The sequence below is a fragment of the Bradyrhizobium sp. WSM4873 genome, assembly GCF_055811355.1.
Map to the genome: position 1 here is coordinate 1 of NZ_JBVVPS010000090.1, position 1,603 is coordinate 1,603.

The 1,603-nt window shown below is 63.0% G+C and carries 2 protein-coding genes and 1 pseudogene; 1 reads left to right on the plus strand and 2 read right to left on the minus strand.

Annotated elements, in window-relative coordinates:
* Positions 1–233 (minus strand): caspase family protein (locus AC0L21_RS37835; RefSeq protein ID WP_473267059.1); only part of this gene is annotated, 233 nt, incomplete at its 3' end.
* 311 nt (positions 234–544) lie between these two features.
* Here AC0L21_RS37835 and AC0L21_RS37840 point away from each other — a divergent pair.
* Positions 545–988 (plus strand): hypothetical protein, encoded by a 444-nt coding sequence (locus tag AC0L21_RS37840; RefSeq protein ID WP_473267061.1) that lies wholly within the window; start codon positions 545–547, stop codon positions 986–988.
* A 29-nt stretch (positions 989–1,017) separates the two neighbouring features.
* Here AC0L21_RS37840 and AC0L21_RS37845 read toward each other — a convergent pair.
* A pseudogene (locus AC0L21_RS37845) lies at positions 1,018–1,603 on the minus strand (caspase family protein); the annotation flags it as partial.

Sequence of the window (1,603 nt, forward strand, 5' to 3'; positions counted from 1 at the left end):
TCCACGATATCGAACCCCATCCGCTTGAACGCGTCGCTGATGGCAGCCGCGTCGTTGTCGGGATTAGCCAGCCGCGCGACGCTCTGGTAGTTGGACACGCCAAGGACCAGCGCCACCCGCTTGTCGGCCTGCGCAGTCGAGGCCGCGACCAGCATCCACAACACCGACAGCGCAAGCCGGCAGACCAACCGGCTTGAACGCAACGTCGGGACTGAAGGGCTCAATCGGATCATGATGCGGGCTTCGCTCCACGCGTCAGCAATGTGGCTGCAATCAATATGAATACTATTCGATAGCGGTCCGCCCTCGGGTCTGTGCCATCGATCACACATCAGGCCCGGCCGTCAGGCGAGACGGTTGCCGCCGCGCAGTGTCCACCGGCGACTCCCTGCCGGAAATGATAATGGAAGTGGCATGGCATTGGGAAGCCGTCCTGCAACCTTCCGGAGATACTTGCCTCCCCCAGGCGCTTGAGCTTCTATGTCGGCATAAATCGCTTTTGCTTCATTGGCCACCCGAAGGTTTTCAGACAAGGGGTTTCAAAATGATCCGTCCTTTCATGACAGTCGTGTTGTCGCTCGCAACCTCCGCCTTGTTGCTTCTGTCCGACACTGCGAGCGCCGACAAGATGCGCCCGGGCTACAAGAGCTACCAAAACGCTCACGGCCTGAATGCCAACACCGCTTGCCGTCGCCCCGCATTCAACATCTGCCAGGGTTGTAATGTCGTCATCCCGATGCGGGTCGCGCAAGACCGCGGTTGCGGGTTCAACTTCCAGTCGCTGGGTCCGTTCGTGGGCCAGGACGTCGTCGTCTCTCCGGCGAACGGATCCTACAGCCTGGTCAACTCGACAAAGGCTGTGTACCGGCCGAACTCCGGCTTTACCGGCAGCGACCACTTCGAAAGCCGTCTCTACTTCGAGGACGGCACCGGCAAGCGCACGTTCCTGAACCTGAAAGTCAACGTCAACGTCGTTCCCAGCCTGTGAGTCCCGGCACCGTCCCATCGGCGCCGATCTCAATCGCCTTCACAACTGCCGCCGCATGAATCGGCTCCGCCGGACGGACGCGAGCGACCGCGCGGGCTCGGCTCGTGACGCGATACCGCCTTTGACTTCTGCGGCGGCGGATCGGGACGCCGGCGGCACATGCCCTGGGCATCCAGCACGTCGTTACCGTCACAGACGATCTGGACGCAATGATCGCCCTCTACCTTTTGTCCCTTGGCGCACACCAGCGGACAGACACGATCGGGCCTGCCGCGCACCGCATCGAGCGCATCGAGACTTGCAACTTTGACGTCGAATTTGGTGCCGGCGTTTCGGTTGAAATTGTCGAGCGCCTTTTGCGACGGCGTCGTCCAGGCACCGTCGGCCGCACCGGGATCGCAGCCGACGCGCTTCAGATGGGCCTGGAGCAGACGGGCGACGTCCGCCGGATCCATTGCCGGCTTGGCAACCGGCGCAGGGGCAGGCGCCGGCGCAGCCGACGGAGTTAGCGCCGCAAGTGTGGCCTGTCGCTCGCGCCCGCGCTGTTCCTGTTCGCGCCTTGCGGCCTCGATCTGTTGCTGCGCTTCCAGCGCGGCCTGCTTCTTCGCCTGCTCG